At 68.4% G+C, this 26923-nt stretch carries 24 protein-coding genes and 1 pseudogene; 13 read left to right on the top strand and 12 right to left on the bottom strand.

Features of this window, described 5'->3' with window-relative positions; translation table 11 throughout:
• The first annotated feature begins 7 nt into the window (after positions 1-7).
• Positions 8-2086, top strand: coding sequence for an ATP-binding SpoIIE family protein phosphatase (locus ACMTAK_RS50990; RefSeq protein WP_413812511.1), 2079 nt, complete (start codon positions 8-10; stop codon positions 2084-2086).
• A gap of 6 nt (positions 2087-2092) precedes the next feature.
• Here ACMTAK_RS50990 and ACMTAK_RS50985 read toward each other — a convergent pair whose 3' ends face one another.
• A complete protein-coding gene (locus ACMTAK_RS50985; protein ID WP_413813244.1) occupies positions 2093-3079 on the bottom strand; it encodes an NAD(P)H-quinone oxidoreductase in 987 nt (328 codons plus the stop codon).
• Positions 3080-3130: 51 nt separating this feature from the next.
• Between ACMTAK_RS50985 and ACMTAK_RS50980 the strand changes: the two genes are divergently transcribed.
• Complete coding sequence (locus ACMTAK_RS50980; protein ID WP_413813297.1) at positions 3131-3319, top strand: hypothetical protein; 189 nt, start codon at positions 3131-3133, stop codon at positions 3317-3319.
• A gap of 716 nt (positions 3320-4035) precedes the next feature.
• Here ACMTAK_RS50980 and ACMTAK_RS50975 read toward each other — a convergent pair.
• Together ACMTAK_RS50975 and ACMTAK_RS50970 are read right to left on the bottom strand one after the other, a co-directional pair.
• Complete coding sequence (locus ACMTAK_RS50975) at positions 4036-4611, bottom strand: Dps family protein (RefSeq protein WP_413812510.1); 576 nt, start codon at positions 4609-4611, stop codon at positions 4036-4038.
• A 635-nt stretch (positions 4612-5246) separates the two neighbouring features.
• Positions 5247-5504 carry a DUF1876 domain-containing protein gene (locus ACMTAK_RS50970; RefSeq protein ID WP_413812509.1) on the bottom strand — a complete coding sequence of 86 codons (258 nt, stop codon included), beginning with the start codon at positions 5502-5504 and terminating at the stop codon, positions 5247-5249.
• A gap of 475 nt (positions 5505-5979) precedes the next feature.
• Between ACMTAK_RS50970 and ACMTAK_RS50965 the strand changes: the two genes are divergently transcribed.
• The 3 genes from ACMTAK_RS50965 to ACMTAK_RS50955 are packed head-to-tail and all read left to right on the top strand — an operon-like array spanning position 5980 to position 8278.
• The gene (locus tag ACMTAK_RS50965) at positions 5980-7083 is read left to right on the top strand and encodes an FAD-dependent oxidoreductase (RefSeq protein WP_413812508.1); all 1104 of its coding nucleotides are present in this window, start codon (positions 5980-5982) and stop codon (positions 7081-7083) included.
• Between the two features lie 53 nt (positions 7084-7136).
• Positions 7137-7691, top strand: a complete 555-nt coding sequence (locus tag ACMTAK_RS50960) for a low temperature requirement protein A (protein ID WP_413812507.1) — start codon at positions 7137-7139, stop codon at positions 7689-7691.
• A complete protein-coding gene (locus ACMTAK_RS50955) occupies positions 7688-8278 on the top strand; it encodes a low temperature requirement protein A (protein WP_413812506.1) in 591 nt (196 codons plus the stop codon). Before ACMTAK_RS50960 ends, ACMTAK_RS50955 begins: the two co-directional genes overlap by 4 nt.
• A gap of 59 nt (positions 8279-8337) precedes the next feature.
• Here the strand turns inward: ACMTAK_RS50955 and ACMTAK_RS50950 are convergent, their stop codons facing one another.
• Together ACMTAK_RS50950 and ACMTAK_RS50945 are read right to left on the bottom strand one after the other, a co-directional pair.
• Complete coding sequence (locus tag ACMTAK_RS50950; protein ID WP_413812505.1) at positions 8338-9057, bottom strand: alpha/beta fold hydrolase; 720 nt, start codon at positions 9055-9057, stop codon at positions 8338-8340.
• A gap of 20 nt (positions 9058-9077) precedes the next feature.
• Complete coding sequence (locus tag ACMTAK_RS50945; protein WP_413812504.1) at positions 9078-10049, bottom strand: alpha/beta hydrolase; 972 nt, start codon at positions 10047-10049, stop codon at positions 9078-9080.
• Between the two features lie 457 nt (positions 10050-10506).
• Here ACMTAK_RS50945 and ACMTAK_RS50940 point away from each other — a divergent pair, with 457 nt between their 5' ends.
• The 7 genes from ACMTAK_RS50940 to ACMTAK_RS50910 all read left to right on the top strand — a co-directional run bounded on the left by ACMTAK_RS50940 (position 10507) and on the right by ACMTAK_RS50910 (position 17951).
• Positions 10507-12396: an amidohydrolase gene (locus ACMTAK_RS50940; RefSeq protein WP_413812503.1), complete on the top strand. Its 1890-nt coding sequence runs from the start codon at positions 10507-10509 to the stop codon at positions 12394-12396.
• 125 nt (positions 12397-12521) lie between these two features.
• Positions 12522-13184, top strand: a complete 663-nt coding sequence (locus ACMTAK_RS50935; protein ID WP_413812502.1) for a hydrolase — start codon at positions 12522-12524, stop codon at positions 13182-13184.
• 43 nt (positions 13185-13227) lie between these two features.
• A complete protein-coding gene (locus ACMTAK_RS50930; protein WP_413812501.1) occupies positions 13228-13752 on the top strand; it encodes a DoxX family protein in 525 nt (174 codons plus the stop codon).
• Complete coding sequence (locus tag ACMTAK_RS50925; protein ID WP_413812500.1) at positions 13733-14470, top strand: YoaK family protein; 738 nt, start codon at positions 13733-13735, stop codon at positions 14468-14470. Before ACMTAK_RS50930 ends, ACMTAK_RS50925 begins: the two co-directional genes overlap by 20 nt.
• Positions 14471-14637: 167 nt before the next feature.
• The gene (locus ACMTAK_RS50920; RefSeq protein ID WP_413812499.1) at positions 14638-16323 is read left to right on the top strand and encodes an MFS transporter; all 1686 of its coding nucleotides are present in this window, start codon (positions 14638-14640) and stop codon (positions 16321-16323) included.
• A 42-nt stretch (positions 16324-16365) separates the two neighbouring features.
• Positions 16366-17355, top strand: a complete 990-nt coding sequence (locus ACMTAK_RS50915) for a pirin family protein (RefSeq protein WP_413812498.1) — start codon at positions 16366-16368, stop codon at positions 17353-17355.
• 179 nt (positions 17356-17534) lie between these two features.
• Positions 17535-17951 (top strand): hypothetical protein, encoded by a 417-nt coding sequence (locus tag ACMTAK_RS50910; protein ID WP_413812497.1) that lies wholly within the window; start codon positions 17535-17537, stop codon positions 17949-17951.
• An 11-nt stretch (positions 17952-17962) separates the two neighbouring features.
• Here the strand turns inward: ACMTAK_RS50910 and ACMTAK_RS50905 are convergent.
• The 5 genes and pseudogenes from ACMTAK_RS50905 to ACMTAK_RS50885 all read right to left on the bottom strand — a co-directional run bounded on the left by ACMTAK_RS50905 (position 17963) and on the right by ACMTAK_RS50885 (position 24043).
• Positions 17963-18756, bottom strand: a pseudogene (locus ACMTAK_RS50905) (IS5 family transposase).
• Between the two features lie 140 nt (positions 18757-18896).
• A complete protein-coding gene (locus ACMTAK_RS50900; protein WP_413812496.1) occupies positions 18897-19931 on the bottom strand; it encodes an AraC-like ligand-binding domain-containing protein in 1035 nt (344 codons plus the stop codon).
• 8 nt (positions 19932-19939) lie between these two features.
• Positions 19940-20236 (bottom strand): GNAT family N-acetyltransferase, encoded by a 297-nt coding sequence (locus ACMTAK_RS50895; protein ID WP_413812495.1) that lies wholly within the window; start codon positions 20234-20236, stop codon positions 19940-19942.
• Positions 20237-20275: 39 nt separating this feature from the next.
• Positions 20276-22477, bottom strand: a complete 2202-nt coding sequence (locus tag ACMTAK_RS50890; protein WP_413812494.1) for a helix-turn-helix domain-containing protein — start codon at positions 22475-22477, stop codon at positions 20276-20278.
• Between the two features lie 1356 nt (positions 22478-23833).
• The gene (locus ACMTAK_RS50885) at positions 23834-24043 is read right to left on the bottom strand and encodes a hypothetical protein (RefSeq protein ID WP_413812493.1); all 210 of its coding nucleotides are present in this window, start codon (positions 24041-24043) and stop codon (positions 23834-23836) included.
• 94 nt (positions 24044-24137) lie between these two features.
• Here ACMTAK_RS50885 and ACMTAK_RS50880 point away from each other — a divergent pair, with 94 nt between their 5' ends.
• Positions 24138-24944, top strand: coding sequence for a helix-turn-helix transcriptional regulator (locus ACMTAK_RS50880; protein ID WP_413812492.1), 807 nt, complete (start codon positions 24138-24140; stop codon positions 24942-24944).
• Positions 24945-24966: 22 nt separating this feature from the next.
• On the opposite strand, the gene ACMTAK_RS50875 is transcribed toward ACMTAK_RS50880, so the two are convergent.
• Both ACMTAK_RS50875 and ACMTAK_RS50870 read right to left on the bottom strand, forming a co-directional pair.
• Positions 24967-25581 carry an FMN reductase gene (locus ACMTAK_RS50875; protein WP_413812491.1) on the bottom strand — a complete coding sequence of 205 codons (615 nt, stop codon included), beginning with the start codon at positions 25579-25581 and terminating at the stop codon, positions 24967-24969.
• On the bottom strand, positions 25578-26663 hold the full coding sequence (locus ACMTAK_RS50870; RefSeq protein WP_413812490.1) for an LLM class flavin-dependent oxidoreductase: 1086 nt from the start codon (positions 26661-26663) through the stop codon (positions 25578-25580). The genes ACMTAK_RS50875 and ACMTAK_RS50870 overlap by 4 nt, the downstream gene beginning before the upstream one ends.
• Positions 26664-26923 lie beyond the last annotated feature (260 nt).

The following is a 26923-nucleotide window of genomic DNA, read 5'->3' as shown; positions in this document are numbered from 1 at the left end:
ACCGGCAATGACCGAGCCCAGTGCCACCAGTGACTCCCTGATCCATGCCCTGCAGTCCATGGGGGACGGATTCCTCACCATCGGCCACGATTTCCGGATCACCTTTGCCAACGCCGAGGCTGAGCGGCTGCTCGGCTCCACCGAGCAGTTGCTGGGCAAGGCGCTGTCGGAGGTCCCCTGCCTCCGGGCGATCCGGATGGAGACCCACTGCCGCAGGGTCGCCGCCACCCGGGCTCCGGTGGATCTCCACGCCCTGTGGCCCGACAGCGACCGCTGGTACCACCTGCGGCTGCTCCCGTTGCCGGACGGACTGGCGATCCACTTCACCGATATCACCGAACACCGGAAGCAGGACACCGAGGACTCCACCGACTCCACCGCCGCGTGCCCCAGGGCCGTGCGAACCGCCCGCTTCGGAGAGCTGACCAGCGCGCTCACCGGGGCACTGGCGGTCCAGGACGTGGTGAAGGCCGTCGCCGACCACGTACTGCCACCGTTCGACGCCACCGGGCTGATCTGCCGACTCATCGAGAACGACCACCTGCGCATGGCCGGATCCGCCGGATATCCGGAGGACTTCCTCACGTTCGTCGAGACCCTCCCCCTGTCGGAGATCACCGCCGTCGCCCAGGTGCTCCGATCCCGCCGCCCGGTCTTCATCTCCTCGCCAAAGGAGTACGTCGACCGTTACCCCGAGGTGCGCGACTACGTCGGCCTGAGCGGGATGAAGGCATGGGCGTTCCTGCCCCTGATCGCCTCCGACCGGTGGATCGGCTACTGCGTCATTGCGTTCGACCAGCCACGACACTTCACCAAGGAGGAGCGCACCCTGCTTGCCGCCGTCGGCGGGATGGTCGCCCAGGCCCTGGGGCGGGCCCGCCTCTACGACGCGGCGCACACCCGCGCCCGAGAGCTCCAGTGCGCTCTGCTCCCCCGCGACCTGTCCTCCACCCCCGCGGTCACCGCCGCCGCCCGCTATCTGCCCGCGGGCCGAGGGATGGAGGTCGGCGGCGACTGGTACGACGTCATCCCGCTCTCCGGGGACCGGGTCGCCCTGGTGGTCGGCGATGTCATGGGCCACGGCCTGTCCGAGGCAGTCACCATGGGACGGCTGCGCACCGCCGTGCGCACCCTCGCCGACCTGGATCTGGCCCCCGACGAGCTGCTCACCCGCCTCAACGACATCGTCAGCTTGCTCGGTGATGACTTCTATGCCACATGTCTGTACGCCGTCTACGACCCGACCAGCGGCAGTTGCACCTATGCCCGCGCAGGGCACCCCCCGCCCGCCGTCATCTACCCCGACAGCACGGTGCAGTTTCCGAGCAACGCCCCGGACCCTCCTCTGGGTGCTGCCACCCCGCCCTTCGAAGCTGTCGAGCTGGACCTTCCGGAGGGCAGCCTCCTCGCCCTCTACACCGACGGCCTGATCGAGTCCGCCACCCGCGACATCGACCGAGGCATGGCCGACCTCGCCGCATCCCTCACCAGCGCCGCGGCCGGATCCCCGGGCTTCTTCCCCCGGAGCACGGCCGCCGGCGGGAAGAGCGGCACGCCGGAAGGCGACAGCGCCGGCGACAGCGACGTCCAATACCTCAACGGCCTGAACCGCCTGTGCGACACCCTCATCACCGCCCTGGTGCCCGAACGGCTGCGGATGCCCGACGACGCCGCACTGCTGATCGCCGGTACCCATCTGCTGGCCGGCGACGACATCGCCTCCTGGATATTGCCGGAGGACCCCACCGCCGCCCGTGACGCCCGCCGCCACGTCAGGAGCGCACTTGCCGCATGGCATCTCGACGACCTCTCCATGGCCACTGAACTGCTGGTCAGCGAGCTGGTCGGCAATGTCGTCCGACACGCCAAAGGCCCTATCCGACTGCGCCTGATCAACAGCAGAACACTGATCTGCGAGGTCTTCGACAGCAGCCCCAGCATGCCCCGGATCCGCCACGCCGCCGACACCGACGAGGGCGGGCGAGGACTCCAGCTGGTCGCAGCCATGTCCAGTCGCTGGGGCAGCCGCTACACCGCGACAGGCAAGTGCATCTGGACGGAGCAGGTACTGCCGACTGCCGCGTAGCGGGGCCTATCCGCCGGGCGGCGTGAGTACAACCTTGCCCATCACGCGGCCTTCCGAGAGCAGACGGTGGGCCTCGGCCGCGCGGTCCATCGGCAGCACCGTGTCGACGAGGGGGCGGATACGGCCCTGCTCGACGAGTGGCAAGACATGCGACCGGACGGCCGCGACGATCTCTGCCTTCTGCCGCGCCGGTCGCGAACGCAGAGTTGTGGCCGACATGCTCGCCCGCCTGGTGAACAACGACGCGAGGTCGAGGGCGCCGGGCGACAGGTCACCGCCGATGATCACAAGGTGCCCGTCGGGAGCGAGACACCGGGTGTTCCGGTCGAGATAGGGGGCACCGACGATATCGAGGATCACGTCCACCCCCCTGCCTTCCGTCGCCTCCAGAGTTGCCTCGAGGAAGTTCTCCTCCCGGTAGTTGATCGCGACGTCGGCGCCAAGCTCCCGGACACGCTCGACCTTGGCCGAGGTCCCCGCGGTCGTGATGACCCGCGCCCCGATCGCCTTGGCCCACTGGATCGCGAAGCTGCCGATGCCACTGGTGCCACCGTGGACGAGCAGGGTCATGCCCGAACCGAGAGCCGCCTTCATCGCCAGGTTCGCGTACACGGTGCAGGCCGCCTCCGGCAGCGCGGCCGCTTCCACGAACGTGCAGGACCCCGGCTTGGGCAGCAGCTGGGCGGCCGGGACGACTACCTGCTCGGCGTACCCACCGCCGGACAGCAGCGCGCACACCGGGTCGCCCACCGACCAGTCCGTCACCTCGGAACCGACCCTGGAAATGACGCCGGAGCATTCCAACCCAAGCACCTGAGACGCCCCCGCGGGTACCGGATAGGCACCCTCGCGCTGAAGAAGGTCCGCATTGTTGACGCCTGCGGCGCGCACATCCACGACGACGTCCAGGGACGTGGGAGTGGCCACGGATGTCCTGCCCCAATGGAGCACTTCAGGAGGCCCCGTATGCCGTACGAGAACCGCGCCGACCATGTCGCCTCGCTCCGTCTCGACTGATTTCAGTAAAACCGGAGACTGTCCCACATGTCCAACGGTGGGGGTTTCGGCGTGGGTCAGTCCCGCACGGCGGCATACGGCAGGCACGAACCGGACCGCTCCGGATGGTCCACGACCCTCGGCGACCGCGTGGAAGCCGCCGTTCGCGCCGACGGCCAGGGGCACATCCTCCAACTGCCGGCGCTCCCGTCCCAGCGTTCGACGGTCGGCACGTAGCCGTCGCCCTCGGATCCGACCGCCCACGCCTCGCCGCCGCAGCCCGCAACGATGCCGTCGAAACGGCCGTGCGCCACAGGCTGTGGCGTCCTGGTCGCATATGCCGCAGTCGGGGTGGTTTTCGCTTCCGCAGGGATCGAGGTCGGCGGGGGCGGTTACCCCGCTGTGCGTGGGTGACATCGAACTGCCCCCTTCTCGACCACCGTGCGGTCCGATCTCCCCGGGGTGTCGACCCTGCTGCTGATCTCCGCCGGATATTGCCCAGGATGACCAAGCCGTCGCCCGGCACGCGGCGGTCCTGGACGCCGCCGTGCCCCACGGCGTCTACACGAGCCCGGGGCCAGCGACCCCGACGATCACGCGGTGGCCGTACCCGTTCCCGGGCCGCGCCCGACACACGATCGCGAAACCAGACCGGAGTAGTGGATCGGCTCCTGCAAGTTATCCACACGTATCACGTCGGTGGATTCAGGCTAAACGGGTCGCGGGCCGGGAACATCTACCTCCCGCTGGGCAGGGCTGACTCCGAGGGAGGCCGTATCAACATCGAGGACGGAAACCTCCGCTGGCGCGGGTCCGGCATCGCGGAGGGGCAGGCGCCCGGTTCCCACCAAGGATCCCGCGCCGTGCTGACCGCGGACCCACGCCGCTTAACGGCGCAATGCGGCGTTGCTCGCGCCGAGCCGCCGCCGCGAGCGCCGGCGGCTCAGACCCGTTCAGGCACGGACCAAGGGTGTGTCGACCAGATGCTCGGCAAGGATCCACGCCTGCAGTTCGCCGGTCCGGATCACCTGTGAGACAAGCAGGTCGTTGGTGCCGTCGTCACCCAACTCCCCGGTGCGGGAAGCCGCGTCGTGGGCGTCGGCGAGAATCGTCTCGTGTGCCGCCAGCAACCGCGAGAGCATGGCGGGCACTTCCTCCACGCCGTCCGGAGGCCGCGGGACCGACGTGATCTCGGCGACGTGCCGGGGATCTCCCACCGCGACACCGCCCAGCGTCTGGACCCGCTCGGCGAGGGTGTCGACGAGCGCGAGCTGTTCCCCGGCGTGCTTGTCCAGCACGAGGTGCAGTTGGTAGAAGGTCGCGCCGCGTACCAGCCAATGGTGCTTCTTGTAGAGGCTGTAGAGGATCTGGGTATCCGCCAGAACCCTGTTGAGGCGCTGGCAGGAGTACATACGCGCCTCGTAGGAGAGGCCGAGCGGGAACTGCTTGACCGTCCCGAACTCCTGGATGATCTCGCCCTTCTGATGCAGCCACGGCTGGCTGCTCACGTTCTGGGTGCTGGTGGTCATGATCCGCCTCCTGCGGTGTGGGCTTTGTACGCACGAGTGATGCTAAGCGCCTGCAAGTGGGACGTATTGCCCAGGAGCGCATACCGAACTGCTCGGCAGCGCACTGAGCGAGAAGTCCGTGCCCGGTGTTTCGTTCTCGGGCAAGCCCTGTGCGCCGACGGGCACGGTTCTATGTCTGATCGGGGCCGGGAACCTACTCGCGAGAAGCTCTGCGGCCTTGACGGCTCCGCATGGCACGGAAGTCCTCCGCGCAAAGGCCGGCCGTTCGTCGTCACGGTCATCGCCGGAGATCAGGGCGGCCACGCGATCAAGCTGCAGCTCAACGTGGCGCAGTGTCACCTGAGGCAAGCCACTGGAGCCTGCGGTCCCCGTGCACGAGGGGACACGCTCGGACTGTGTGCCAAGCAGGCGCAGCTGGTGGCCGGCCGCGGCTCAAAGCTGATCCGGACAGCTCCGCACCACCGAGCGACCGATCGAGGGCACGGCCTCGACCGATGGCTGCGGACTCGAGCCGGGTCTGCGGCGGCCCGTGCCCGGCGGAGGCCGGTACGTGGTGGTGGCGTCCACGCCCTCCCGGCACGGCACCTGCCCCTGTGGTCTCGGGCCACAACCCGACGCCGGGCGCGCGGCCGAACTTACACCTGCGCGGGTCCGGCAAGGTCCACGATGTTGTCAGAGGCGACGTCATGCAGCCTGATCGCGAGATCCTCCAGTGCACGGCTCACGGCGAGTTCGTCGCCGATCTCCGGAATCGGTCGGTCAATCGGGTTCCGGCGGGCCACGCCGGTGCCGCTGATCGTGGTGTTCTCCGAGATGGCCAGCACCGCGCGGGCACGGGTGTCGTCACCTTCCTCTGTGATGTCGATCTCAACGGTCCAGCGCTTGCTCGCCATGTTGATCACTTCCGTGGGGGCTTCATAGGCGTTTCGTAGGACATGCCGAGAGGAGATTGCTTGACGGTCCAGAAGTTCCGGAAAGTCTCGCCGCTCTGACGCAGCCACGGCCCGACTGTTCACGGCCTGGGAACTGTCGTGGCCACGTCCTACGGTCCGGCCATTGTGCACAAGTGACGCTAGGTACCTGCACAGCGGACTCGTTGTCCAGGAGCGCATGCGGTGGTGCTCGGCAGCGCACTCAGCGAGGGGTGCGTGCCCGGTGTTCGTTCTCGGGCAAGTCACCGTGCGCTGGCGGGCACGGCCCGGTGCCTAGCCCCCTCTAGCCTCGGGCGGACGGGCGTGAGCCGACGACCAGCAGGGAGAGGCATGAGGGTGAGCGAGCAGGCCGATGTGGTCGTCCTGGGTCTGGGGCCCAGGGGCGAGTACGTCGCGGGCACGCTGACAGAGGCCGGACTGGATGTGGTGGGGACGCGTGCCCAGCAAGATGACGATCCGGGCCGCGAACCTGCTCGCCGAGGCAGGCCGCGTGCCCTTCCTCGCTGGTGATGTGGAGGTGACTCCCGACTGGATCCGGGTTGCCGGACGTATCCGGGGCGAGGCCACCGGCGACTGGAACGACCAGGTGGCCGCCGACCGCCTCGCGGCGAAGGGCGGCCGGCTCGTACGTGGAACGGGACGGCTCACCGGCCCACGGCAGGTAACGGTCGGCGGGCGCACGTTCCGGGCCCGGCAGGGAATGGTCCTGGCCACCGGCACCCGGCCCCGGATTCCCCCGGTCCCGGGCCTGGCCTCGACGTCGTACTGGACCAACCGGGACGCCATGCCGGCCAGGGAGCTGCCTGTCCCGATGATCGTGCTCGGCGGGGGCGCCATCGGCGTGAAACTCGCCCAGGTATTCGCCCGCTTCCGGTGCACGGTCACCGTGGTGGAGAGGCAGAACCGGCTGCTGTCGCAGGAAGAACCGGAAGCCGGGCAACTGGCCGACAGGGTCCTGTGGGAGGACGGCGTCACCGTTCTCACCTCGACGCGGGTCCGGCAGGTCGGTCATGACGGCACCGGCTTCACCATCCGTCTGGAGGGCGAGCAGGAGCCCTTGCGCGTCGAGCGGGTTCTGGTCGCCACCGGGCACCGCGCCGACCTCGCCGCGCTGGGCGTCGACGCGGCGGGTCTCGACCCTTCGGCACGAGCCGTGCGCACGAACGGGCAGATGCGGGCCGGGGAAGGGCTCCGGGCGATCGGAGACGTCACCGGCCACGGCAATTTCACCCATGTGTCGATGTACCAGGCGGACATCGCCGCACGGGACATCCTCCGCACCAGCGTGGTGCCGATCGCCTCCTCGACGTGCGGCGGGATCCACGGGCGGGGCGACGAGGGGTTCATCAAACTGATCGAGGATTCCGACCGGGGCGTGCTGATCGGAGCGACCTCGGCGGGACCGGCGGGAGGTGAGGTGTTGTACGGGCTGAATGTCGCCGTCCACGCGGAGATAGCCGTCGAGCACCTCCGGCACATGATCTACACCCACCCCACCTTCCACCGAACTGTGGAAGCCGCTCTGGGAGCCCTTCGCTGAGCCGCTTCTCCTCGGGGCGTACGCAGCGAGCCGGACGGGGGCCCGGCGGCGCCATGCCGGGCCGGGACCCCGGTGAACCGCACAGGACCGCCACGTCGCTGGAACTCCTCTTCGATCTGTGCTTCGTCATAGCGGTGGCGCAGGCGTCCGCGAGCTTGAGCACAGCGGTGACCGGCGGGCACTACGTCATCGGCTCTCTGCGGTTCGCGCTGGTGTTCTTCACCATCTGGTGGGCGTGGATGAACTTCACGTGGTTCGCGTCCGCCTACGACCCGGACGACGTCCCGTACCGGTTGACGGTCCTGGTCCAGATCACGGGGTCCCTCATTCTCGCCGCCGGCGTCCCGCGGGCGTTCGAGGAAGGCGACCTGCGCGTCATCACGCTGGGATACGCCGTACTGCGTACGGCCCTGGCCGTCCTGTGGTTGCGTGCCGCACGATCGGACCCCGGCCGGCGGCGGACGGCGCTCCGCTTCGCCGCCGGAGTGACGAGCTGCCAGGTGGGTTGGGTCGGAGTGCTCGTCCTACCGGCCCCGGCACAACTGCCGGCCATCATCGGGTTGTTGCCGAGCTATCCGTCCCGGTGTGGGCGCAGTCGGCCGGGATGACCCCGTGGCATCCACACCACATCGCCGAGCGGTACGAACTGTTCACCCTCATCGTGCTCGGTGAGTCCGTCGCAGCCGCCGCGGCGGCGGTCCGCAGCGGCTTCGACCGGCACCACAACGCCGGTGCGCTGTACATGCTGGCAGCAGGGGGACTGCTCATGGTCTTCGCGATGTGGTGGCTGTACTTCGCCAGACCGGCGCACACCCTGCTCGCCACGACGCACCAGGCCCATCGCAAGAGGTTCACCTGGGCGTACGGCCACTACCTGATCTTCGCATCGGCAGCCGCCGAGGGGGCCGGCCTGGCAGCGTATGCCGAGCTGATCACGCGACGCACCGATGTCCCTTCGCCGGCAGCAGGTGTCGCGATCACCATGCCGGTGGCGCTCTTCCTGATCACCGTGTGGGCCATACACGTCCGGCCGCACCAGCAGCGTGGGGCCGAACAGCTTGCGTTTCCCGCTGTCGCGGTCGCTGTGCTGGTGGCCGGTCGCTCCCCGGCACCGGCCGTAATCGCCAGTTTGCTGGCCGCGGCCCTGGTCGTCGTGGTCACGGTGGCCGACTGGAGGGAGCGAGTGCGGCATTGAGGTGGAAACACGGCTGCGCGGACGAAACGAGTTCGTCCGCGCAGTTGGTATGCCCTTGGTCAGCTCGTCGCCCGCACCGCGTCGCGGATCAGGTTGGCTACCTCCTTGGGCCGGGAGACGGCGACCGCATGCGACGCGCCCTCGAGCTCGACGACGGTCGCCCCGGCGCGCTTGGCTCCGAACCGCTCGACCTCGGGGTTGATCGCCTCGTCCGCTCCGGCCACCAGGGCCCAGGACGGCTTGGTCCTCCACGCGGCCGCGGCGGCCGTCTCCTCGAAGGCCGCCGCGGCCAGCGGCCGCTGGGCCACGGCCAGGACCGTGGTGACGTCAGCGGGCACGTCGGCGGCGAAGACCGAGGGGAAGGCGTCGGCGGCGATGGTGACCTCGGCCGCGGGGTCACCGCCTTCGACGGGGTACGTCCACTGCTTCAGGTTGCTCACCAGCGGGGAGGCGGGGAAGCGGCCCTGCAACTCGCCGAGGCTCTCGCCCTCCTCGAGAACGTAGGCCGCCACGTAGACCAGCCCGACGACGTTCTCCGTGGTGCCGGCCACGGTGATCAGCGCCCCGCCGTAGGAATGCCCGACCAGCACGACGGGGCCGTCGATCTGTGAGGCCACGGAGGCGATGTATGCGGCGTCTGCGGCGAGGCCCCGCAGCGGGTTGGGCGGCGCGATCACCGGGATGCCGTGACGGTGCAGTTCCACGATGACCCCGGTCCAGCTGGCCGAGTCGGCAAACGCGCCGTGGACGAGGACGACGGTGGGGGTCGGGCTGGTCATGGAGGTGTCTCTTCTCGTTGTCAGGAGGTATGCAGGGCGGTACGCAGGGTGTTGGCGGCCAGCGTGATGGCGGCCTCGGCCGCGTGGGTCTCGCGCAGGGCATTGAGCATCACGAAGTCGTGGATGATGCCCTGGAAGCGGACCGCGGTGACCGCGACGCCCGCCTCGCGGAGCTTGTTGGCGTACGCCTCGCCCTCGTCGCGCAGGACGTCGGCCTCGCCGGTGATGACCAGGGCCGGCGGCAGACCCGCGAGCTGCTCGGTGGTGGCGCGCAGCGGGGAGGCGGTGATCTGCGCCCGTTCGGCCTCGTCGGTCGTGTACTGGTCCCAGAACCACTGCATGCCGTCGCGGCGCAGGAAGTAGCCTTCTGCGAACTGGTGGTAGGAGCCGGTGTCGAAGCTCGCGTCGGTGACCGGGTAGAACAGCACCTGCTGCGCCAGCGGGATGCCGCCGCGCTCCTTGGCCATCAGCGTCAGCGCGGCGGTCATGTTGCCGCCGACCGAGTCACCGGCGACCGCGATGCGGGTGGCGTCCAGCCCCTTCGTCGCGCCCTGCTGGACGACCCACTGCGCGACCGCGAAGTTCTGCTCGATCGCGACCGGGTAGCGGTTCTCGGGCGAGAGGTCGTACTCGGGGAAGACCACGGCGGCGCCCGCTCCGACGGCGAGTTCGCGCACCAGACGGTCGTGGGTGTGGGCGTTGCCGAAGACCCAGCCCGCACCGTGGATGTAGAGGATCACCGGGAGGGTGCCCTCGGCGCCGGCGGGCTTGACGATCCGCACGCGGACGCTGCCCGTCGGCCCACCGGCGACGTTGATCCACTCATCGTCGACCGCGGGCTTGTCGATCTCGCCGGCCTGCACCTCATCGACGGCCTGGCGCCCTTCCGCCGGGGGCAGGTCGAACAGGTACGGCGGATTGGCGGTCGCCTCCGCGAAAGCGGCTGCCGCAGGTTCCAGCACCGGCTCAACCGGCTCAACGGCATAAGACATGTAAATCTCCTCGAAGTTCATGTATGCCGGTCTCTCCGGCAATACGGGTCAGGATGCCACGAAAGGCCCCCCGGAGCCTCTCTGCGCCACGTTAAATCGCTGGGCGAGCGGCAATTGCCCACGGGCGCATCGCTGCTGTCCTCACAGTGCACCGGCTACCTTCGGGGCTCCTCCCATCGCGTTCTCAGCGCGAATGAGTCAGTGCGCTATGAGACAAAGTCCTGTGCACTGGCGGGACATGGGGGCGCATCTGTCGTGTCTATCGTGATGGCGAAGCAACCGCAGCCCCTCAAGCACAGGGCCTGCCCTGGCTCTCAGGGCACACGACGAGTGTCGGTGGAATTCACCCGGTTCGATTCGAACAAACAGGCATTTCAACCGTAACTGAATCGCCGAAAGCCGCCTGTACCGGCCATGACTTGGATCGAAGTCGTTTTACCAGAGGGGGTTTCCAGAGATGTCAACAATGCCCGTCGGCGGGCTGGTTCCGTATGCCATCGACGATGCCGCGGACCTCGTCGTCCGCAACGCGAAGATCCACACCGGGGACCCGGGCCGTCCGTATGCGGAGGCGCTCGCCATCCGCGACGGCGTCATCACGGTTGTCGGTGACGACAAGAACGTGGCTCCCCACGTCGGCATGGGCACGAAGGTGGTCGACGCACTCGGGCGACGGGTGATCCCCGGCCTCAACGACGCCCACCTGCACGTGATCCGCGGGGGCCTCAACTACGTACTCGAACTGCGCTGGGACGGCGTGCGCAGCCTGCGTCAGGGCCTGGCGATGCTGCGTGAGCAGGCCGCTCGGACGCCGAAGGGCCAGTGGGTGCGGGTGGTCGGGGGCTGGTCGGCCGAGCAGTTCGCCGAAGGCCGGCTGCCGACCGTCGCCGAGCTGAACGCCGCCGCCCCCGACACCCCGGTGTTCGTCCTGCACCTGTACCAGTCGGCCGTGATGAACCGGGCGGCGCTCAAGGCGGCCGGCTTCACCAAGGGCACGCCCGACCCCAAGGGGGGCCAGATCGTGCGGGGCCGGGACGGGGAACCGACCGGCATGCTGCTGGCCGCTCCCAGCGCCCTCATCCTCTACTCGACCCTGGCCAAGGCGCCGGTGCTGGAGGGCGAGGACAAGAAGACCTCCACCCGCCATTTCCTGCGCGAGTTGAACAGATTCGGACTGACTTCGGCGATCGACGCCGCCGGCGGTTTCCAGAACTTCCCCGACAACTACGCCACCGTCGTCGAACTGGCCAAGGCCGGACAGTTGTCGTTGCGCATCGCCTATCACCTTTTTCCGCAGACTCCTGGCCAGGAGATCGACGATCTCGCGCGCTGGATCGAAATGGCCCGCCCCGAGGACGGGGACGAATGGCTACGGCTGAATGGCGCGGGTGAGAATCTCACCTGGGCGGCGGCTGATTTCGAGAATTTCGCCGAGCCGCGTCCGGAACTCTCTCCGGACTACGAGGCGGAGTTCGAGAAGGCGGTGCGCCTGCTGATGGAGAACGGGTGGGGATTTCGGCTGCACGCCACGTACGACGAAACCATCCGCCGTGACCTCGCGGTGTTCGAGAAGCTCGCTGCGGAGGGGCTCTTCCCGGCCGGAAACCGGTGGCTGTTCGACCACGCGGAGACCGTCTCCGCGGACAGCCTCGACCGCGTCGCCGCCCTCGGCGGCGCGATGTCCGTGCAGAACCGGCTGTCCTTCCAGGGCGAGGCGTTCGTGCGCCGTTACGGCCCCGTCGCCGCCGCGGACGCCCCGCCGATCCGGGCCATGCTGGACCGGGGCCTGACCGTGGGCGCCGGCACCGACGCCACCCGGGTCTCCACCTACAACCCCTGGGTGACCCTGCACTGGCTCGTCAGCGGCCGCACCGTCGGCGATCTGGCGCTCCGCCCGCCGGCGAACCGCGTCGACCGGCAGACTGCGCTGGCGATGTTCACGCGCGCCGGCGCCGCACTGACCGGCGAGGATGAGGTCAAAGGCGTGCTGCGGCCCGGGTGTTACGGGGACCTGGCGGTCCTGTCCGAGGACTACTTCGCCGTGCCCGAGCCGGACATCGCGCACATCGAGTCGCTGCTGACGATGACCGGCGGGCGGATCGTCTACGCCGCCGCCGAGTACGAGGGGCTCGACGAGGAACTTCCCCCCATCGGCCCGGCCTGGAGCCCGGTGGCGCACTTCGGCGGCTACCAGGTGTCCCGCCGGGCGGCCCTTCCCGGCGCCCGCCAGGCGGAGTTGCTCGGCCAGGCCGTCGCCGAGTCGGAGCAGCACCGCCAGTGGCGTATCGCGCGCGGTTTCACCCCCGAGGCCGCGAGCACCCCCTTCGATCCCTGCTTCGACCTCTGAGCTCCCGGAAGCCGCCTGGCCTTGAGCCGCGACTTCCAGGACACCGCCAGCTTCGTCCAACCGGACGGTCCTTCCCACGGCACGGACAGCGGTCCGCGCCACCACCTGCCGAGAAAGGCACACTCATGGTCAACATCTCCGAGGTCACCGCCGCCCCCGGCCCCGACCTGCTCACCCCGGACAACTGCGCGGTGCTGTTCGTGGACCACCAGCCGCAGATGTTCTTCGGCACCGGCAGCGGCGACCGCACCGCCATCATCAACTCCACCGTGGGCCTGGCGAAGTCCGCGAAGGCGTTCGACGTGCCGGTCGTTCTGAGCACCGTGGCCGCCGAGTCCTTCTCCGGTCCGATCATGCCCCAGCTGGCGGCGGTCTTCCCCAAGCAGAAGATCATCGACCGCACCACGATGAATGCCTGGGAGGATTTCGCCTTCGTCGAAGCGGTCAAGGCCACCGGTCGCAAGAAGCTCGTCATCGCCGGTCTGTGGACCGAGGTCTGCGTCGTCCTGCCCGCGCTCTCCGCCATCGCCCAGGGCTACGAGGTCTACGTGGTCACCGATGCGTCCGGCGGTGTCAGCCCGCAGGCCCACGAGCACGCGATCCAGCGCATGGTGCAGGCCGGTGCGGTCCCGGTCACCTGGGTGCAGGTGCTCCTGGAACTCCAGCGCGACTGGGCCCGTACCGAGACGTACGCCGCCGTGGGCGACGTGGTCAAGGAGCACGGCGGCACCTACGGCCTCGGAATGGTCTACGCGCAGGCCATCATCGGCGCCCACGCCGCCGGCTGATCCCCGCGCCGGAACAAGAACGCCAGGAACAGGCAGGCACACGATGGACGCTGGACTATTGATCCTCCGGCTGGTGGTGGGGTTGCTCATCGCCGGTCACGGGGTGCAGAAAGTGAGCTTCCGGTTCGGAGGCAACGGATTGGCGGGCGGGACCGAGGAGTTCCGCCGAGACGGGTTCCGCGGCGGTCGGCTGACCGCCCTCGTCGCGGGAGCCAGTCAGATCGGTTCCGGCCTGTTCCTGGCCGCCGGCCTGCTCACGCCCCTCGCTGCGATGGCCGCGATGGGCGTGATGACGGTCGCGGGCACCGTGAAGCGGCCCAAGGGGCTGTGGGTCCAGAACGACGGCTACGAATACCCCCTCGTCCTCGTCGTCGTCTCCGCCGCACTGGCCCTCACCGGGGCCGGGCGGTGGTCCGCGGACCACGCGCTGGGTGTCACCACCTGGCCGGTGTGGGTCGCCGTCATTGCGATCGTGATCGGGCCGGCCAGCGCACTGCTCACCCGCATAGTGCTGCACCGCCCGCCCACCGCAACGGAAGGGACACGGCATGCGCAGGCTGCTGAGTGACGCGGTCCGCACCCTGGTACCGCGCGGAGAGGAACGTCACGGCCCGCTGCCTCCTCTGATGTTGATGCTGACGGTGGCGACCGGGCTGGTCGACGCCGTGAGCTATCTGGCACTCGGTCACGTCTTCGTCGCCAACATGACCGGCAACGTGGTCTTCCTCGGGTTCGCCCTGGCCGGCGCCGAGACCCTGTCCGCGCTCGCGTCCGTCATCTCGATGGTCGCGTTCCTCCTCGGCGCGCTCGCAGGGGGCAGGCTCGGCACGCGGTTCGCCCTGCACCGCGGGCACCTGCTGCGCGCGGCAACGGCCGTCCAGACGACCCTGGTCGCCGTCGCCGTGACGGCCGCCGCAGTATCGGACGGCCGGGTCACCACCGGCGTCCAGTACACCCTGATCGTTTTCCTGGGACTCTCCATGGGCCTCCAGAACGCGGTCGCCCGACGCCTGGGCGTCCCGGACCTCACCACGACCGTCCTGACCCTGACCCTGACGGGCCTGGCGGCGGACTCCACTCCGGCCGGCGGCGAGGCGCCGCGCGCCGGCCGCCGGATCCTCTCCGTGCTCGCCATGTTCCTCGGAGCCCTCGTCGGAGCCCAACTCGTCCTGCACGGCCGTCTCGTCCTCACCCTGGGCCTGACGCTGGTGCTGCTTGCGGTCACCTCCGTGATCACTCATCGCCTCTCGACCGCTGATGCCGCCTGGATCCGGCCACAGCTGTGAACAACACACCGGCCCACCGGTGGCACTGCACCGAGGGAACACACCCCGTTCGCTGACGGTCAACGCCGACCGGTGGGCCGGTCCTGGTTTCCACACGGCAGCAGCCGCCTGGCATACGCGACATCTGCCGGAGTCAACGCGTCCGCACCCACCCCGCCTGGACCACCATGAGCCCCGCACCACTCTCCACACCGACACAGTCCCCCAAGCCGGATTCGGCATGGGCCCCACTCGCAGCGCGCGTCTTCCGGGCACTGTGGATCGCCCAGCTGGTCTCCAACATCGGCAGCTGGATGCAGATGGTGGGCGCCCAGTGGCTGCTGATCGGACACGACGCGGCACTGGTGACGCTCGTCCAGATGGCTTCCAGCCTGCCCGTCGTGCTCCTGGCTCTGCCCTCGGGCGTGGTCGCCGACCGCTACGACCGTCGCAGGGTGCTCCTGGCCGCGCAGTTGGCCATGCTCACGGTCTCCGGCGTGCTGACCGCGCTGGCCTTCGCGGATGCGCTCACCCCTGTGCTGCTGCTGGTTCTCACCTTCCTGCTGGGATGCGGCACCGCGTTGATGGGCCCGGCCTGGCAGGCGATCCAGCCGGATCTGGTGGAACGCCGCCAGCTCGGACAGGCCGCCGCGCTCGGCGGCGTGAACATGAATCTGGCCCGCGCCGTCGGACCAGCCGTGGGGGGAGTGGTCGTGGCAGCGGCGGGCTCGGGGTGGGTGTTCGCCTTCAACGCCGCCTCCTATCTCGGCATCGCCGCCGTCCTGCTGCTCTGGCGGCCTCCCCGGACAGTTGTCCCCGCCCCCAGCGGTGAGAAGCTGTTGACCGCCCTCGACGCAGGCCGTCGCTACGTGTGGTACGCACCGGGCATCCGCCGGGTCCTCCTGCGCATGATCCTTTTCATCCCTGGTGGCGCCGCCCTGTGGGCGCTGCTGCCGCTGGTCGCGAGCCGCTCCCTGAACCTGGGCTCGGGCGGCTACGGGCTGCTGCTGGGCGCGGTCGGCGTCGGAGCGGTGGCGGGCGCCTTCATACTGACCCACAGCAACCGGGTGCTCGGTGCCAACGGCACTCTGGGCAGCGGTGCCCTGGTCTTTGCGAGTGTCCTGGTGATACTGGCCACCGTACGCATCCCGTGGCTGGTGACGGTGGCGCTGCTGTTCGCCGGGCTGGCGTGGATCGGGGTCCTGTCCACCCTCAACGCGGCCATGCAGACGCGGCTCCCGGGCTGGGTCAGGGCCCGTGGCCTCGCCGTCTATCTCCTTGTCTTCCAAGGCGGCCAGGCGCTGGTGGCGCCACTGTGGGGCGCCCTCGCCGACCGGCTGGGCCTCGCCGTCCCTCTCCTGGCCGGCAGCGCGTTGCTGCTGGTCAGTGCCATAAGCCTGCGTCGCTGGCCGCTGTACGGGGCGGAGGGCGTCGACTCCTCCCCGTCCGAGCACTGGCCGGTTCCGCCCCTGGTGTTCGAGCCCGGGCCGGCCGTCGGCCCGGTGCTGGTCACCGTCTCCTACCGCGTCGCCCCGGGGAACGGATCCGCCTTCAGCGACTGCATGGAGCACGTCGCCCGTTCCCGGCGGCGCACCGGAGCCCTCACATGGGGTCTGTACCAGGACGGGCAGAATCCCGGGCACTTCATCGAGAACTACCTCGTCGCCTCCTGGTCCGAGCATCTCGCCCAGCACACCGACAGGCTCACCCTTGCCGACCGCCGCTACGAGGAGCGGGCACGCCGTCTCCTCGTCCCCGGCACCCGGCCAGAGGTCACCCATGCCTTCGACACCTCCTCGGGACCCGTCGTCCCGGAAGACGGCGATGCGATGCCGCCGCCGGGCCTCCGTCGCATGCCGGAGGAACAGGAATAGCAGGCTACGAACAAGTCGCGGGAAGAAAGGAGGCGGTGCCTGGTGCGCAACGTCGAAACAGAGCCGACCGAGCTGTACTGCGGAACACCGGTCGACGGCGAACGGAGCGCGGGGGTCCCGCACATCGACGTACTCGCCCCACGGGACGTCCCCCTCGGCGGCCCGCGGGCGATGAAGGTACGGCGCACACTGCCGCGGCGGGGCCGAACCCTGATCGGAGCGTGGTGCTTCGCCGATCACTACGGCCCTGACGATGTCGCGGTCACGGGTGGCATGGATGTCGCCCCGCATCCGCACACCGGGCTGCAGACGGTGAGCTGGCTGTTCAGCGGGGAGATCGAGCACCGGGACAGTCTTGGAAGCCACGCGCTGGTACGGCCGGGCGAGCTGAATCTCATGACGGGCGGGCACGGCATCAGCCACTCGGAGGTCTCGACCGCGCACACCACGGTCCTGCACGGCGTCCAGCTGTGGGTGGCGCTGCCCGAACAGCACAGGCACGCGGAACGCGATTTCCAGCACTACGTGCCCGGCCCCGTGCGGATCGCCGGAGCCGAGGTCAGGGTGTTCCTGGGCTCCTTCGCCGGGGACGTCTCCCCCGTACCGACCTTCACGCCCCTGCTCGGTGCCGAGATCGTCCTGGAGCCCCGCGCGGCCGTCGCGTTCGCCGTTGACCCCGGCTTCGAGCACGGCCTCATCGTCGACCACGGACCTGTCCGCATGGCCGACACGCTTCTGCGCCCTGCGGAGTTGGGATACACCGACACCGGAAACGACACGTTGACATTGACGAACGAGTCGGACGACAGAGCCCGGGCCGTCCTGCTCGGTGGGACACCGTTCGGCGAACAGATCGTCATGTGGTGGAACTTCATCGGCGGCAACCATGAAGAGATCGTCCGGGCTCGGGAGGACTGGCAGAACGCCTCCCAACGCTTCGGCGCGGTCGAGGGATACGACGGCAACCGCCTTCCCGCGCCGGCCCTGCCGAACGCCGTGATCGCACCGCGTGGAAATCCACCGTGCCGTTGAGTGCACTCGCACCCGTCTGCCCTCAGCAGCCACACCCCAGCCAGCCGCATCACCAACCTCTCCGAACAGCACAGCTAGGCCGGATCGCCGAACCCTTGGCATGTGCGGGCGCTCGTCGAGTGCGGCGCCTCCGGCGGCCTCTGTAGCCTGGCGGCGCTGTACGTCGGGGGGAGTTGACCGTGGAGAACATCCTGTCCGTGGCCATCGGGGCCGCTATCGGCCTCATAGGGGCGGTGTTCGGTTCGTGGTTCACCGCGCGCCGACAGGACCGCATGTGGCTCCGTGAACAGAAGCTCAAAGCCGGGATCGGCTTCAACACGGCCGTAGTTCAGCTACTGGACTACCTGAAGGAAACACAGCTGAGTGACGATGGTCCCGGAGCCAACGAGTTGACGAACCAGATACAGGAAGCACGCTCAGCCCTCTACCTGCTGTGCGCCAGCGACACCGTCGATCTCGCCGATGCTCTCGCGCGTCGGGTCTGGAGCACCCGGCCCACCGACGGCAGGGACGACCGCCGGGCCGAGTTCCGGGAGACCTTGGACCTCCTGCGTCGCTTCACCCACCAGCTCCGGCAAGAGATCGCCAGATCGTAGTCCCCATCGGATCACCGGGCGGACCAGAGGAAGATGCCTGCGATGTGGAGTCCGGCCAGGTAGATGGTGGCGGTCTTCTCGTATCGAGTGCGATGCTGCTTGTAGGCGTCACGATCGAAGGCCGGTGGTCTGCCGCCTCGGCTGCCGCGACGGAGTCGGTGACCTTGCTGCTCGGCCGGGGCGGGGATCACCGCTCGGATGCCGCGCTTGCGCAGGTGCTTGACCCCATAACTGCATGGGGTGTCTTGTCGGCCAGGACCGCGTCTGGCCTGGTCCGGGGGCGTCCGCGGCGCCTGGGAACGCGCAGGCGGGCCATGACGTTGATGAAGGCGGCTGCATCGCCGGCCTGTTCGGCGGTGAGGACGAAAGCCAGGGGGCGGCAGCGGGTCTCGGCGGCGAGGTGGATCTTCGTGGTCGGTCCGCCGTGGGACCGTCCGATGGCGTGGTCGTCGGGCTCGTCGGCTGGGGCCCTTTTTTGCGGCCTCGGCGGCGTGCTGGTAGGGCCGCACGATGGTGGAGTCCACCGAGACGGCCCAGTTCAGGTCGTCTTCGGCGTCGGCCTGGGCCATCAGCATCGTGAACATCCGCTCCCAGGTGCCGTCGATGGCCCACATCCGCAGCCGGTTGTAGACGCCTCGCCAATTGCCGTACTTCTCCGGCAGGTGGACCCACTGCGTTCCGGTCTGGAACGTGAAGGCGATGGCGTCGATCACCTCGCGGTGATCCCTCCACCGGCCACCCCGTTTCGGCGTCCGGTCCGGGAGTAACGGCTCGATCCGCCCCACTGCGCGTCAGTCAACGGCACACCCGGACCAACGACCGGCTGATCCAAACTGAAACTGCCTAGGCCGCGCGTGCGAGGAGGGCGTAACTCCCTTTGAAAGGAGGCCGCTTGACAGCCCCCCCACGGCCCTGGCTCGGCGACCTCACTGTCGTCCAGAGCCGTCAGGCTGCCCCGGTGCCTTCGCCCCGCCGGCCCGAGTCCGTCAACGACGGCCTCCCGCGCTTCTGCCCCAGGCCGCCTTGATGCGTCCACTCGGCCATCTGCCATTCGCGGGGAGACATTCCATACGCGGCGCGGAAGACGCGGCTGAAGTGGCTCGGGCTCACGAGGCCCCAGCGCCGGCCGACCGCTGCCACCGTGCGGTGTGGGCCTGAGGCCTGCGACAGATCCCGCCTGCACCTTTCCAGCCGTTGTTGCAGGATCCAGCGGCTCACTGTGGTCTCTTCGTACTCGAAGAGCTTGTGGACATACCGGACAGAGACGTGGTGCACGGCCGCGATCACCTCGGGCGACATTCCGGGATTGGATAGATTTTTAAGGATATATTCCTTGATCAGCGCCAGCTTGGCGTGGGCCGATCCCGGCGCCTGCGGGTTCAGCTTTCCGGATCGCTCTTGGACGAGCAATGCCAGGAGATCCGTTGCGATGATGCCGAGCCTGCGTCGGACAGACACATCGAAGGTCCCCATACTCTGAGCCAGACGCGTCAGGTACGCGGCCACCAGTCCGCTGTTGCCTCCGCTACTCGAGAAGATGGTGGCGGTCAGCGCCCGTAGGTCCTGCTCAGGTATTCGGAGATCCTTGCGGGGCAGGTGAAACGCTGTGAAATTGAACCCCTCCGCCAGTTCCTTCCGGAAGGGTCGGCCGGAGTCGGACATGGCGAACTCGCCAGGCCTCAGGAAAACCTGTCTGCCGTCCTGTTCGAGCGCGGCGGTCCCTCGGTGCTGAAGTGCGACAGTGATCCGCTCCTCGCCGTCCTTGGCGATCAGCCGTGGACCGCGTGTGACCACCTGTGGGCCTGCCCGCACCACGGATATCTGCAGGGAACCGAACCGCTCGCTCGATATGGTGCCCGCCGAAGGCTCACGCTCGAGAAGCTTCACCCTGAGCGGTATGAAGGTGTTCGAAACAACGTCGTCCCAACATTCCGCCCGCTGAGACGGAGAAAGTGGCGTGGTCGAGAGAACGACAGGCATGGGACCTCCTACAGGGACGTGAGTGGATCAACTCGGCCGTCAGCCAACTCCGTATCCAGCCGCTGGAGGACCTCAGGGGTCACCGGACCGGTGATGTCGCTGAACTCCCCATGCCTGTCCAGGTACTTGGTCACATGGCGACAGACCGGCACGAAGGCGTCTTCGACTTCCGTGTGGTAGAAGACCCGCTGCTCACCACGGTCGCGGTACGCGGTCAGGCCGACGCGCTTTCCGTCGACGATGATTTCGTGACGGCGCCTGTTGTCTCTCGGCTCCACGGCCGGAGTGGCGGAAGGCTGGGTCATCGGGATGTCTTTCGGTTGGTGCGGGTCAGCTGCCGAGGATCACCCGTCAGCCCGCGCGCAGGTGAGCGGCGAGTCGATGCCCGACGCCGCCAGTGCCTGCCACTGGCTGGGAGACATGCCGTAGGCGTCCCGGAAGGTGCGGCTGAAGTGCGATGGGCTACTGAAGCCCCAGCGGTGCGCCACAGCGGCCACGGTGGCCGGTCGGTTCGACGTCCGACCCAGCTCGTGCCTGCAGGAGTCGAGCCTCCGCTGCCGCACCCACTGGCTCACTGAGGTGCCGTCGTTCTGGAAGAGCTTGTGCAGGTAGCGGACGGAGATGTGGTGTGCGCGTGCGATCGCTTCCGGTGACAGGTCCGGCTCCGTCAGATGCTCTTCGATGAAGATCCGAATCCGGGACAGCATCTCACTGCCGGCCTTCGATGCACCGCTCGTCTCCTCTGCCGCCTCCGTCCGAAGAAGTTCCATGACGAGGACGGCGAGGAGATCCACGGCACTGCGGGCGAGCCGGTCGACGATCGTCGACCGGTGGAACTCCGCCTCGGCGGCGAGCCCGGACATGAAGTCCGAAACCAGCGCGCCTATGCCCTCATCGTGCCGCACCGGCACACCCAGGATACGGTCCAGGTCCGACTCCGAAACGCTCAAGTAGCGGCGGGGTATACGGAAGAACCTCATCTGGCAGTCCTCGCCGAACTGCAAGAAGTGACGCCGATCCGGATGGCAGAAAACAACGTCACTCGGCTCCAGGAAAACCTTGCCACCAGCCCTGGTGATCGCGACCGACCCACGGACATGCATTCCCAGGTACAGGAATTCATCATCACCACCGTCGGGCATTTCGGAAAGAATCCGAATAACCCCGCAACCAGAAGGAAAAAAGGGATCGGGTGCTTGCTCATCCCCTGTCTTTGGCACACGTGTCGTAAAGGACTGGGTCATGAGAACTCCAACCGGATGTTCACCCAGGGGCCGAAGTCTAAATTTCGGCGCCAGGAACTTCTCCACCACGACATTGAAGGCGGAAGGGTTTTCGAGGAAAGGAAGATGTGAGCTTGCCACATCGGTCGGGAAGACGTGAAGGCGTGCGTCCGGAATCTGCTCGGCGATGAAGCGCCGCGAACCGGGATTCACATGGCTTCCGTCGCAGCCGATCAGCAGTGTCGGCACATCGATCCTGGGAAGGGCATCGCGCCAGTCCTGTGCACAGTGATCGAACAGCAGGGAGACGCCGCCGTAGGGCGGCGTCGATGTGATCTGCTCGGCGATGAAGGCCAGCATCTCGGGATCCGGGGCGCCGGAGAACATGCCGGGCACGAAGTCTTGACGCGTCTTCTCGCCATCCGGGCCGGCGAGCGCCGCACCGAGTTCCATGAGTCCCGCCATGTCGAAGATGGCGCCGGAGTCCTGCTGCTCCTCGACCGTCATCCAGGGAACCGCCGTAACGGCCGCGTGCTGGTCGACGGCGACGAACCGTCGGACCCGGCCGGTCCCGTACTGGTCCACGAAGCTCCACCACACCGAGACGCCCACAGGAGCGGCCGACGCGTCGAGGAAGGCGCGGAGCGCCTCGATGACGCGTCTGGACTGCTCGCCGAGTTCGTCCGGGTCCGAGGGCCGGTCGCGCACTTGCAGCAGGATCGCGCGGTCCTGCTCGATCGCCATGGTGCCGTGCGCCGAATGCGTCTGCAGGAACCTTTCCGCAGCGCCGTGGAGGGCTACCTCGGTCTGCCCCGGAGGCTCCTGTCCCCGGGCCACCTGGATGGCGCTGAACACGGCGTACGGCATCTCCTTCAGCAGCCCACTGTCCAGCGCCCGCTGCCGCGCCGCGTCGCGCGCTGCCGGGCTGGTGCCGAGCAGTTCGAGCAGCAGGTCCCGCGCGTCACTCTGCTCGGTGTCGGCCTCAAGGTGTTCCGCGTACATTTGCGCGGTCATGACGCGGACTGCTCGCGTGATGGCCTCCATCTCCTGCTCTGTCAGTACCCGCTGCGACAAGATCATCATCAGGTGGAGGAGGTGACCACACTCACGGAGGGGCACGACGTAACGGGGCAGCGGTCCCAGATCATCCCGGCCGTCGATGAACCCAGGCTCAGACCACTGGGCCACGCCCTGCGCGAGGACATACCGGATGACCTCCCTGTCGGCTCTGCCCTGCGGCATCGTGCGGACGCGCACGGGGTCCTCTCCGCCGAAGTGCCGACTCGTGCGGATCATTCTGACCAGCGGGTCGTCGATCGCCACAGACCGGTCGAGCTCCTCCGCGGGCTCGTCGACGAGCCCCTGGAGCGCCTCACTGCCGGGGCGGGGGCTTGCTGAAGCCGTTCAGTCATGCGGAGTCCCTCTCTCGAAGACCCCTTTGTACAGACAATGGCAACCCTGTGGGCAAATATTCCACAATGTGAGAAACGGCCGCGCCACCCGAGCCGATCCGTCAGTCGCTTCCCGCCATGAACTCGGCGACGACCCGGTCATGTCGATGTGGAGGTCCTCCGTGCCCGGTGGCACGAGATCGGGTGGGCGAACGCCCAGTCGACCGTGCCGGTCGACATCGCCCCGAAGGAGAGGCCCACGGCGTAGGGATCCGTCCTGCCGCAGCGCAGCTCCGAGGGCAGTGATGTCGGTCACTGATCCGCGACGACGACGTGTACTACCACTTCGTGGGTGACCGAGATCTCGTCGGCGGCACCGGAAAACGGCTTGCTCATTTCGGACCCCGCTCTTCGGGTCCCTCAGGGGTGATTTCGTTGAGAACAACCTAAAACTTCCCATGGGGCGCCTTGTCGAAGAACGTACGAGGTGTTGTCCGAGAAAGAAGAAGCGAACGCGGACTTTACCGGATTGACGGGTCTCACAAGAACTCGGACGCGCGACGCCGTTCCGTGGATGTCGCGCCACTCACTGGGGCCATGCGATAAGCAGCCTGGAAATCCCGGCTGAAGTGAGCGGCACTGGCGAAACCCCACCTGTGCCGCCGCGGCGATGGCAAGACCACGGCCTCCGCGGCGCTCCCGGCATCGGCAAGTCCGCCCTCCTGCCACGGGCCGCGCGCCGGGCGGAGCGCTCGGGTGTCACCGTGCTCACCGCGACTGGCGTGGAGGCCGAGACCATCTGCCCTTTGCCGGGCTGTACCAGCTGACGCAGACGATGCTGGAGGTGTTCCGGAGCTGCCGCCGGTTCAGGCCGAAGCACTGCTGGGGGCGTTCGGAATGGCCGAGTCGTCGCCCACGAGTGCCCCACAGCCCTTCGTGATCGCTCTGGCCACGCTCAACCTGCTCGGTGAAGGGATCGGCCAGGCGCCGTAGTTGACGAGTGAGCGCTCTAGTCGGCGAGCTGTGAGCATTGTACTTGGCGGGCGCGAGGGTGCGGCCGGTTTGTGATCCCCGGCGCTCTGGGCTGCGATCAGGCCCACAACCCGCCGCCTCACCCGCAAGCCCGCTCGCCGGGCCGAACCGCCGACACCCCGGCGGGGCCGGCTCGCACAGACCGCCTGAGCGGGCCCTCGCCACCGCCTTTACGGCAGCGGAGACGCCCCCGCGGCGTAAAGTCCTGCTGGTCGGCATCCGGGTCCGGAGGCCGACCAGCGGAGCTCAGGGGTGGTCAGCTGGGGTCGGTCACGCCGCCGTTGTCATTGAGTTCGTCGGCGTCGGCGGTGTAGGCGCGGCGGTAGAGGTGGTTGTCGCGGCCGCGGATGAACAGCTCGATGTTGCCCTTGGTACGGGAGATCGCGGCCGGGTTGTCGTCGGTGCCGGAGATGCCCAGGTCGCACGGTGCTGGTGCGCGAGGGAACAGAAGTCGATGTGTCGACAAGCGTCCCGCGTCTGCACCTCACCACGGCGGAGAAGGCGACAGACGCCGGTGATCCCGCACTCGCGCTGCGGCTTCTGCGCGCGGCAGCGCGACGATGCTGGTGCTCGGGGACCTGGAGACGGCGCAGACCGCCCTAGAACAGGCCGAACGCCAGGCTCTCTCCGTGGCGAATCCCTCCCACCTCGCCTTCATCCAAATCACGCGCGGCATGATCGGACTCGCGACCGGCCGTCACGTAGAGGCGTTCGCCAGCGTGTGGCGGGTCTTCGACCGCACGGACCCCGCACACCATGCCTTTCTCCAGATCATCGCCATCGCGGCGCTCGCCGAGGCCGCCGTTGAAGTCGAGGACAGGGCAATGGCGCGCGACGCCCTCAGCCGGCTCGACGCCTCGGCCGCGGCCACGACGGCGGCGCTGATCAGGGCGAACCTGGGGTTCGCGCATGCCCTCCCGGCCGACGACGAGGATGCCGAGGCGTCATTCCGGTCCGCGCTCGATCTGGACCTGTCCCTGGATCCCTTCACGCGGGCCCGCCTTCCCCTCGCTTACGGCACATGGCTACGCCGTAGACGCCGGGTGATGGAGTCCCGGGCGCCGCTACGGATCGCCAGGGGGTTCCTTCGTCTCGCTGGGGCCCGGCCGTGGCACGAGCGCGCATGCCAGGAACTCCGCGCCGCGGGCGAGGGGGGCACGCAGAGCATGCCCACGGACTGGGATCTGCTCTCGCCGCAGGACCTGCAGATCGCTCAGATGGCCGCGACGGGGCTCTCCAACCGCGAGATCGGCCAGCAGCTCTACCTCTCCCACCGCACCGTCGGAGCACACCTGTACCGGATCTATCCCAAGCTGGGGATCTCATCCCGTCGCCAGTTGCGGGAGAAGCTCCAGCTGGACGGATGAGAGCCCCATACAGTCGGTCAGGTCAATCGAAGCGCAGGTCGGCGAGCTGCCGTTCGAGTGCGGTGACGTCGTCCTCGGGTGTCTCCTCGACCGGGCGGGCGGCCATGAGGCCGGCCAGCTCGCCGCCCGCCCGCCGTATGCGCGCGGGCAGCCCCTCGGTGTACTCGTCGCCGCCGGATCCCCAGTCCTCGGACGCCGCGTACACGGCGGTGGCCACTACGGTGGCGCGCAGGTAGGCGAAGAGCGGGCGCAGGGCGTGTTCCAGGACCAGGGAGTGGCGGGCCGTGCCTCCCGTCGCCGCGACGAGCACCGGCTTCCCGGTGAGGGCGTCCGGGTCGATCAGGTCGAAGAAGGACTTGAACAGCCCGCTGTAGGAGGCGGTGAACACGGGGGTCACGGCGATCAGGCCCTGGGCGGACGTCACCGCGTCGATCGCGGCGGCCAGTTGGGGAGACGGAAAGCCGGTCAGGAGGTTGTTGGCGACGGCGACGGCCAGTTCCCGCAGCTCGATGACCTCGGTCTCCACGTCGTGGCCCTGAGTGGCGAGCTCGCCACGGGCCGATTCGGCGAGACGGTCGGCGAGCAGGCGTGTGGAGGACGGGGTGCTCAGCCCCGCGGATACGGCGACGAGCTTCATGCGGCGGACACCTCCTGAACGGCCCGCAGAGACTCGTGTGTGGGCGCGTCCGGAACGTCGGCAGAGCGGCCAATCGCGAACTCCTTCCGCAGGACGGGCACCACCTCTTCGCCAAGGATGTCGAGCTGCTCCAGGACGGTCTTCAGCGGCAGCCCCGCGTGATCCATCAGGAACAGCTGCCGCTGGTAGTCGCCGACGGTCGCACGGAAGGACAGCGTCCGCTCGATGACCTGCTGAGGAGAGCCCACCGTAAGCGGAGTCTGCTCGGTAAACTCCTCCAGCGAGGGGCCGTGCCCGTAGACGGGCGCGTTGTCGAAGTAGGGCCGGAACTCCCGTACGGCGTTCTGGGAGTTCTTACGCATGAACACCTGTCCGCCGAGGCCGACGATGGCGTCCTCGGGCCGGCCGTGACCGTGGTGGGCGTACCGCCGCCGGTACAGCTGGACCATCTGCCTCGTGTGGTCGGCAGGCCAGAAGATGTTGTTGTGGAAGAAGCCGTCGCCGTAGAAAGCCGCCTGCTCGGCGATCTCGGGCGAGCGGATCGAGCCGTGCCAGACGAACGGCGGTACGCCGTCCAGCGGCCGGGGTGTGGACGTGAAGCCCTGCAGAGGCGTGCGGAACTTCCCCTCCCAGTTCACGACGTCCTCGCGCCACAGCCGGCGCAGCAGCGCGTAGTTCTCCTTGGCGAGGTTGATGCCCTGCCGGATGTCCTGCCCGAACCACGGATACACCGGACCGGTGTTGCCGCGCCCCATCATCAGGTCGACCCGGCCGTCGGCCAGGTGCTGGAGCATCGCATAGTCCTCGGCGATCTTCACTGGGTCGTTGGTGGTGATCAGCGTCGTGGCGGTGGAAAGGATCAGCTTCTCGGTACGGGCGGCGATGTAGCCGAGCATCGTGGTCGGGGACGACGGCACGAACGGCGGGTTGTGGTGCTCGCCGGTCGCGAAGACGTCCAGGCCGACCTCGTCCGCCTTCAGTGCGATGGCGACCATCGCCTTGATGCGTTCGTGCTCCGACGGGGTACGGCCGTTGGTCGGGTCGGGGGTCACGTCCCCCACCGAGAAAATTCCGAACTGCATGGGTGCCTCTTCGTTCCGGCAACTGAGTGGACGCCGGAAATGTAGGCACTCGCCGGACGGCCGTCATGCCTGTGCGTGCAGAGGAACTTGCCCGTCAGCGCCCTCTCCCGGCCCGCGTCTCAGGCCGCTGTCTGTGCGATCGCAAGTGTGCAGCATCAGGCAAGTGCAGGGGCGCTCGGAGGCAATCGTCGTACCCGGTCGGCTGTCTAGCGTGTCTGTGTCACAGGGTGGCGACCGCGTCCCCTCCTCCGGCCCGGCAC

The organism is Streptomyces lacaronensis (assembly GCF_047337785.1).
GTDB lineage: Bacteria > Actinomycetota > Actinomycetes > Streptomycetales > Streptomycetaceae > Streptomyces > Streptomyces lycopersici.
The sequence above is the reverse complement of the archived record's forward strand: the minus strand, read 5'-3'. Positions and strand labels throughout refer to the sequence as shown.